Below are 9,203 nucleotides of genomic sequence, written 5' to 3'. Positions count from 1 at the left end.
GGTCTTTAGAGCGTACTTATAACATCTCGGATGGCTGTGTCGCCAATGATTTCACTGTGACTATGACCCATATGGGCTCTGATCAAGATGCCGCTACAGGAACAACACCTTCTGGCACTACTGATATCAATGCATGTGCCAATGAAACTGAAATTGATGCCATTGCAGCTACGGCTTCTGATATTACTGCCTTGGAAACTGCGTATACAGACGATTGTGGGACGGTAACGGCTACTTTTGTTGGCCAAACCCTTACTGGCGATGCTTGTGCATGGTCTTTAGAGCGTACTTATAACATCTCGGATGGCTGTGTCGCCAATGACTTTACGGTAACTATGACCCATACGGGTTCTGATCAAGATGCTCCTGTTATAGACAACACCACTACCGCTAATATTGAAATCGAATGTGGTGTAGGTGATACACAGGCACTTTTAACAGCTTGGCTAGATTCCAATGCTGGCGCAACCGCTACCGATAATTGTGGTACGGTAACATGGACCAATGATTATGGATCTGATTCCTCTGTAAAATGTGATAACGGTGCCATTACGGTCACTTTTACCGCAACAGACCAATGTAATAACGCCAGTACGACAACAGCAACTTATTTAGTAAAAGACAATACCCCTCCAACGGTGGACACTGCTGCTGGTAGCTTAGACGATACTCTAGAATGTAGCGATACCGCTGGTATTTCAAATGCATTATCATTGGTGCCTGCTGCATCAGATGATTGTTCTACGCCTAACATAACCCTTGTCAGTGATGTAACCACTGCCGATGCCAATTGTGCCAATGCCTATGTGCAAGTGCGTACTTGGAACTTCACAGATGGGTGTAACAACACTAGTGCAGACTTTGTTCAGACTATTACTGTTCAAGACACTACAGCTCCAACAGTGGATACTGCTGCGGGTAGTTTAGATGCAACACTGGAATGTAGTGATAATACAAATATAGCTGCTGCCCTAGCGCTTGCCCCAACAGCAACCGATAACTGTACAACTACTCCTAATTTAATATTGGTTAGTAATGTAACCACTGCTGATGCCAATTGTGCCAATGCCTATGTGCAAGTGCGTACTTGGAACTTTACAGATGGATGTGGTAACACAAGTGCTGACTTTGTTCAGACCATTACGGTTCAAGACACCACGGCTCCAACAGTAGATACTGCTGCAGGTAGTTTAGATGCAACCATAGAATGTAGCGATACTACTAATATAGCTGCTGCCCTGGCCCTTGCGCCAACGGCAACCGATAACTGTACAACCGTTCCTAACCTTGTGTTAGTAAGCGATGTCAATACTGTTGACCCTACATGTCCTAATGCCTATGTACGGGTACGTACTTGGAACTTTACCGATGGTTGTAACAATACCAGTGCGGACTTTGTCCAGACCATTACGGTTCAAGATAATACCGCTCCTGTTATAGACAACACCAATACCGCTAACATTGAAATCGAATGTGGTGTAGGTGATACACAGGCACTTTTAACAGCTTGGCTAGATTCCAATGCTGGCGCGACCGCTACCGATAATTGCGGTACGGTAACATGGACCAATGATTATGGCTCTGATTCCTCTGTAAAATGTGATAACGGTGCCATTACGGTCACTTTTACCGCAACAGACCAATGTAATAACGCCAGTACGACAACAGCAACTTATTTAGTAAAAGACAATACGCCTCCAACGGTGGACACTGCTGCTGGTAGCTTGGATGATACTTTGGAATGTAGTGATACCGCAGGTATTTCAAATGCCTTATCATTGGTGCCTACTGCATCAGATGATTGTTCTGCGCCTAACATAACGCTTGTCAGTGATGTAACCACTGCCGATGCCAATTGTGCCAATGCCTATGTGCAAGTGCGTACTTGGAACTTTACAGATGGATGTGACAATACAAGTGTGGACTTTGTTCAGACCATTACAGTTCAAGACACCACTGCTCCAACAGTGGATACTGCCGCGGGTAGTTTAGATGCAACACTAGAATGTAGCGATACTGGTGGACTTGTAAGTGCATTAGCGCAAGGCCCTACAGCTACTGATAATTGTTCAGCAACTTCTAACATAATATTAGTTAGCGATATTAAAACGCCAGATGCCAATTGCCCTAATGCCTATGTACAAGTACGTACTTGGAACTTTACAGATGGATGTGACAATACCAGTGCTAACTTTGTACAAACTATTACCGTTCAAGATAACACGCCTCCAGTACTTTCATTACCGGCTAATGTAACTGCTGAATGTAGTGATGACTTAACACCATCTAGTTTTGGCACTGCCACTGCAGTTGATAATTGTGATAACGATCCGGTAATAACCTTTAGCGATGTAACTACAGAAGGGGCTTGTTCAGGAACTTTTACGATAACACGTACTTGGACAGCTACGGATTCTTGTGGAAACACAGTAAGTGCCGATCAAACAATTTCAACTTCAGATACAATCGCACCAGAATTTGACCAAACAACACTCCCTGCGGATGTTGTAGTTGAATGTAATAGCGTTCCTGTTGCAGAAACTTTAACTGCTTCTGATAATTGTGGCAATGCTAATGTTACAGTAAATGATGTTAGAACTGATGGGAATTGTCCTTCAAATTACACAATTACTCGTTCTTATACAGCTACTGATGATTGTGGTATAACCAACACCCATGTACAGACCATTACGGTACAAGATACTACGCCACCAGTGTTTGTAGAAACACTGCCTGTGATTAGACTTGTAGTTGAATGTGATGCCGTCCCAACAGCTGAAACTTTAACAGCTACAGATATTTGTGGTTCAGCTACGGTTGCAGTAAGCGACTCTAGAACAGACGGTAATTGTCCTAGCAACTACACTTTAGCTAGAACATGGACAGCGACAGACGATTGTGGTTTAACAACTATTCATACTCAAATTATAACTGTTCAAGACACTACGGCTCCAGTATTTGTTGAAACATTACCAAGAGATACAACAGTAGAATGTGATGCCATTCCTGATGTTACAACATTAACAGCTACAGATAATTGTGGTGATGCCATAGTATCAGTAAATGATGTTAGAACAGACGGTAATTGTCCTTCAAACTACTTTATTGCACGTACATGGACAGCTACTGATGAATGTGGTTTAGAAACTAAGCATACGCAAGTTATAACTGTTCAAGATACAACTGCACCAGTACCAACAACATCTTATGATCTTGTTTTAGATGTAAGTTGTACGGATATACCAGATGTTCCTGTTTTAAAATTTGAAGACAACTGTTCAACTAACGTCATTGTTGATTTTAATGAAACAAATTCATTTGATGAAAACAATCTAGTAGATTACAAAATTGTGAGAACATGGACAGTTAGAGATGCTTGTAACAATGAAGAAGATTACACTCAAACCTTAAATGTTGCTCTTGATGAAGTATATTCTGAAATAGTTGCAGAAGATAGATGTTTCGATGAAGGCACATTTAATCTGAATGATTTAATATCCGATACGCTAAACACAGATGGTGTTTGGGAATTATTAGAAGGAAATCCAGATGCAACACTTACCGGAAGTGTTTTTGACCCAACGGTATTGGAGTTAAGCGAAGACTTTTTACCAAAAGACGGTGGAATGGATTATAGATTCAGGTATACCACAACACATGAAGGTTGTATAAGTATCACAGAAGCCATTATGAACATTCATGCAGATTGTGTGGTATTACCTTGTGGTGAAAATGATATTGTAATTTCAACGGCAATCACACCAAACGGCGATGGATTTAATGATACTTTTGATATTGCGGGAATTGATTTATGTGGATTTACTGCTGAAATTAAAATATTTAACCGTTGGGGTGCTTTAGTTTATGATTCTAAAAATTATACCCTAGGTAGTATAAAAACCTCTGGTGCCAAAGGCGATTGGGATGGAACACCTACTGCTTCATTTGGAGGCAAAAACAAATTGCCTAACGGAACATATTATTATATAATCAAATTACAAAATAGTGGATTGAGTCCTTTGACTGGCCCCGTATACTTAGGAACCAAATAAAACGATAACCTATGAAATTTATTAAACATAACATAATCGCTATTGCGTTGTTTAGCTGTACGGTTGGAGTTGCACAACAATTACCCCAATTCACGCAGTATATGTACAATACAATCTCAATAAACCCTGCTTATGCGGGTAGTAGAGAAGCTTTAAGTATTGTTGCATTGCATAGAAGTCAATGGGTTGGTTTTAAAGGTGGCCCAATAACGCAAACACTTTCTGTACACACACCGCTTAGAAATGATAGAATAGGTTTAGGTTTAACTTTTATTGAAGATGATCTAGGACCTCAGAATTTCTCATATTTATATGCCGACTTTTCATATAGCATTCCAACAGGAAATAATGGGAAATTAGCTTTTGGCTTAAAAGGTGGTTTCACACAATTTAGTTTTGATACAGATTTTCGTTTAAGTGAAGCAAATCAAAATGACCCATTAATTTTTGGGACTGAAGATAGATGGTCGCCTAATATTGGTGCCGGTGTTTATTGGAGTACCAATAGAATTTACGCTGGGTTATCTGCTCCAAGAATATTAAATAACGATTTGAACAATAAAAATCAATTTAAAGCTCTAGATCGAGTGAGCTATTATTTTACAGCAGGTGGCGTTTTAGACATCAGTAAAAGTTTCAAGTTCAAGCCAGCGGCTTTAATAAAAGCAACTAATGGCGCTCCTGTTTCTTATGATTTAACTGCCAATTTCTTATACAATGAAAAGATTTGGCTAGGAGGTTCGTATAGAATTAATGAGCAAACCGCAGCCATTGGTGGTATTGTAGATTTTCAAGTATCTCGTCAATTACGTATTGGTTATGCTTATGAGAAACCCATTTCTGATATAGCTGACTACACTACTGGAACGCATGAGATATTACTTATCTATGAATTCAAATTCTTAAGTTCAAAACTAAAATCACCAAGATATTTCTAATACTAATTTTTCTATGAATACTAAAAATTACATATTAGTATGTATCGCATTAATGCTAAGTCTTTCTAGTTTTTCTCAACAAAGAAAACAAAAAAGAGCCGATACATTGTTTAATAAATTTTCGTTTGTAAAAGCCTCTAAGTTATATAGAGAACTCTTGCAGAACAACTACAATAAAAATTATTCTACCAGAAAGCTGGCAGATTGTTATGCCCTTTTGCGAGATCCTAGAAATGCTTCTAGATTTTATAAAAGTGTGGTTAAGCAAAAAAATGTCCCTGTACAATATTACTATAAATACGCACAGTCGCTTCGTGGTATGAAAAAATATGATGAGTCTCAAATTTGGCTTAAGCGCTTTAAAGACTCCGGAGGTGTAGTGAATTCTGATGATTTTTCAAAAGACATCAATTTTATTACTAGTGTATTTGGTGCTAAACAACAGTATTTTTTAGATAGAATTAGATTCAATTCTAAGTATAGCGATTTTGGTGCTTTTGAGCATGACGGCAAAGTCTATTTTGCATCGGCACGTGATGAAGGTACCGCGATAAAACGTTTATACGGATGGAACGAACAACCCTTTTTAGATGTTTACGTAACCAAAGCTGGCACTAAAAGAAATGTAGACCATACTGCAAAACTAGCAGGCGATGTAAATTCTATTTATCATGATGGGCCCGTTACTATTACCAAAGATGGAAAAACCATGTATTTTTCTAGAAATAATTTTACTGAAGGCGTTGAGGCGAAAGACAGTAAAGGTCTTACTAATATGAAGATTTACCGAGCTACTTTGGTTAACGGTTTATGGACAAACATAGAAGACCTCCCAATTAATAGCGATGACTTTTCAACACAACATCCTGCTTTAAATATTGATGATACTAAGCTTTATTTTACGTCAGATAGACCTGGAAGCAAAGGTGGATCTGATATTTGGTCGATGACTATCCAACCTGATGGTACACTATCGAATCTAGAAAATCTTGGTGATGTTGTAAATACTAAAGATGCTGAAGGCTTTCCTTTTATAAACAATGAAGGTGTTTTATTCTTCTCATCCGATGGACACACAGGTTTAGGCCTACTAGACATTTTTGCCACAATTAAAGGAGAAGATGAAAAAAGCATCGTAGATGTTATAAACTTAGGCGTACCTGTTAATTCTAATAAAGATGATTTTTCATTCGTAATGAACACGAATGGCATTACGGGTTACTTTGCTTCTAACAGACAAGGTGGTCGTGGAAGTGATGATATTTATGCATTCCATAGAGAACCAGTAATGCATGTGGAAGGTGTAGTCACAGACGCCATAAATACAAAACCTATTGTAAATGCTAAAATCACATTATTTAATGATAACAATGAACAAGTTGCTTATATGGTAACTGATGAAAACGGTTTTTATCAAATAAATATTGATAGAAACGAAGATTATAAAATTGTTGCCAGTCAAGATAAATATATTGATGATTACCGCGATTTTCACTCTAAAAACATACAAACGGAACTGATAACCATTACTGCCAATTTAATATTAAACCCTGTTCAGGATGTTGTAAAACTAGCTGAAATAGATTTAAATACCATTTACTTTGATTTTAATAGCCATGCTATTAGAGAGGATGCGGCATTGCAATTAGACAAAATTGTGAATTTAATGCAAAACGATTATCCAGAAATGGTAATACGTATTGAATCGCACACAGATTCTAGAGGTAAATTATCTTATAACGATAAATTATCGATAGATAGAGCTAACGCAACTTACGAGTACTTAATTTCTAAAGGAGTTGATCCTGCAAGAATTACAGAACATCAAGGTTTTGGTGAACGTAGATTAACAAACGGTTGTGAAGACGGTGAAGATTGTGAAGAAGAACAACATCAATTAAACAGACGTACCCAGTTTATTGTGGTTAAAATGGAGTAAAACCCAATTTACATATATTGGATTTTAATCGAAAAAGAATGCCTCTAAGGTTTGCCTTGAGGTTTCCGTTGAAATTGTCATTCCCGTTAATTCGGGAATCTAAAATGAGCCCCATGAAATTAAAATACTATATTATTGCTACTATCGCATTGCTAATAGGCCTTTGCTCCTATGCGCAATCTAGTAAACAAAAAAAGGCAGATTCGTTATTTAATAAATTCTCTTTTACAGAGGCTGCTCAGGTTTATCATCAACTCATAGATAATAATTTTAATGCCGATTATGCAACCAGACAATTAGCCGATAGTTATGCCCTATTAAGAAATCCGGATAGCGCTGTAGTTTACTATAAAAAAGTGGTGCAACAAGAAAGTGCCCCTATTGAATATTATTACAGTTATGCACAAGCATTAAGAGGTATTAAAAGTTATAAAGAATCTCGTGTTTGGTTGAAAAAATTTCATAACGCCGGTGGAAAAATAGACCAAATAAAATTTACTAAAGATGGTGAGTTTATAAATTCTATTTTCAATGCGAAACATCGTTACAATTCTGAACCTGTAAATTTTAACTCTAAATTTAGCGATTTTGGTGCTTATGAACGTGATGGTAACATCTACTTTACCTCTTCAAGAAATGAAGGTGTTTTGGTAAAAAGTTTATATAGTTGGGATGAAGAGCCTTTTTTAGATGTCTATGTAGCCGATAAAAGTACCATTGCCGAATCTAACGTTAATCACAAATTCAAATTAAAAGGCGATGTAAATTCTGTGTATCATGATGGGCCAGTAACCATTAGCAACGATGGCAAAACGCTATATTTTTCTAGAACCAACTTTATAAAAAACAACCTAAAAAAAGATGGCAATGGTTTTTCAAACCTCAAGATTTATAAAGCATTACTAATTGATGGTGAATGGACTAACATCCAAGAGCTTCCTTTTAATGATAACCAATATTCTAACGGTCACCCTGCTTTAAATGTAGATGGTACTAAATTATATTTTACTTCAGATATGCCTGGCGGTGTTGGTAAATCCGATATTTATTATGTTGATATTAATGAAGATGGTACTTATGGTACGCCTCAAAATTTAGGTCGCACTATAAACACCAATAAAAATGAAAATTTCCCTTTTATTAATAGCGAAGGGGTGCTTTTCTTTTCTTCAGATGGGCATAACGGCTTAGGCTTATTAGATGTTTTTGCAACCGTTTTAGATGAAAACAAAAACACTATTGGCGTGATTAATCTTGGATATCCCTTAAACTCCAGTAAGGATGATTTTTCATTCTTTATGAATAACGATGGCGTGACGGGTTATTTTGCATCAAATAGAGAAGATGGTGTTGGCAGTGATGATATTTATGCATTTAGTAGAGTTACTAGATTAAAACTTGAAGGCACAATCTATGATGCTATTAATAACACCCCAATACCTAATGCTTTTGTAGCTTTATTTGATACAGAAGACCATGAAATCGCTTCGTTTGAAGCCGATGAAAATGGACGTTATGATATGAATATTGATAGAGATGCTGATTATATAATTCATGTAAAACAAAATGGATTTATTAACAGCGCCAATCCAATAAGCTCTAAAGGAATCGATAAAACAGTATCTAGTTTAAACGCAGATTTCTCTATGGATCCTGTTTCAAAACCAGAAGTAATAGTAAAAGACTCTGAAAAAGAGGAAACCATAGATCCAAAATCAATAGAATTAGAACCCATATATCATAGTTTTGATAGTGCTAACATACGCAAACAAGATAACACAGAGTTAGATAACATGGTTGATTTAATGTTAAATACATATCCTGATATGACCATTAAAATTGAATCACACTCAGACTCCAGAGGGCCCGCTAGTTATAATATGATACTATCAAACCGAAGAGCCCATACTACTTATAACTATTTAATATCAAAAGGCGTAGATGCTGATAGAATACTTGAATATAAAGGCTATGGCGAAGAAAAACTGGTTAATGCTTGTGATGGTACCATAAGATGTACAGAAGCACAACACCAGTTTAATAGACGTACCAACTTTGTAGTGATTAAAGTGAACTAATTTAAAACGTAGTTTGATTATAAAATCCCAGTAGAAATCTACTGGGGTTTTTTTGTTTATTTCTGTAAGAAAAATTAATTACCTTTACGGAATAACATCAACAAAAACCTTAGCATATCCTGACTGGACTTACTATATTAGACTGGACATTATGTTGCGAGATTTAGAGTTACATAAATTAACTTTGAATCATGAA

The 9,203-nt window shown here is 36.8% G+C and carries 4 protein-coding genes; all 4 read left to right on the top strand.

Annotated elements, in window-relative coordinates; translation table 11 throughout:
- Nucleotides 1-4,052 (top strand): HYR-like domain-containing protein (locus tag ABD935_RS07465; protein ID WP_345191152.1); only part of this gene is annotated, 4,052 nt, incomplete at its 5' end.
- An 11-nt stretch (nucleotides 4,053-4,063) separates the two neighbouring features.
- Nucleotides 4,064-4,990 (top strand): PorP/SprF family type IX secretion system membrane protein, encoded by a 927-nt coding sequence (locus ABD935_RS07460; protein WP_345191151.1) that lies wholly within the window; start codon nucleotides 4,064-4,066, stop codon nucleotides 4,988-4,990.
- Between the two features lie 13 nt (nucleotides 4,991-5,003).
- Complete coding sequence (locus tag ABD935_RS07455; protein WP_345191150.1) at nucleotides 5,004-6,929, top strand: OmpA family protein; 1,926 nt, start codon at nucleotides 5,004-5,006, stop codon at nucleotides 6,927-6,929.
- Nucleotides 6,930-7,042: 113 nt separating this feature from the next.
- Nucleotides 7,043-9,007: an OmpA family protein gene (locus ABD935_RS07450; protein WP_345191149.1), complete on the top strand. Its 1,965-nt coding sequence runs from the start codon at nucleotides 7,043-7,045 to the stop codon at nucleotides 9,005-9,007.
- Nucleotides 9,008-9,203: the final 196 nt, after the last annotated feature.

The sequence above is a fragment of the Algibacter agarivorans genome, from assembly GCF_039543245.1.
In the GTDB taxonomy this organism is placed as follows: Bacteria; Bacteroidota; Bacteroidia; order Flavobacteriales; family Flavobacteriaceae; genus Algibacter_G; species Algibacter_G agarivorans.
The sequence above is the reverse complement of the archived record's forward strand: the minus strand, read 5'-3'. Positions and strand labels throughout refer to the sequence as shown.

Excerpts from the sequence above, each read along its gene's own strand:
- ABD935_RS07460 (WP_345191151.1), top strand. The coding sequence starts at position 4,064 with ATGAAATTTATTAAACATAACATAATCGCTATTGCGTTGTTTAGCTGT.
- ABD935_RS07455 (WP_345191150.1), top strand. The coding sequence starts at position 5,004 with ATGAATACTAAAAATTACATATTAGTATGTATCGCATTAATGCTAAGT.
- ABD935_RS07450 (WP_345191149.1), top strand. The coding sequence starts at position 7,043 with ATGAAATTAAAATACTATATTATTGCTACTATCGCATTGCTAATAGGC.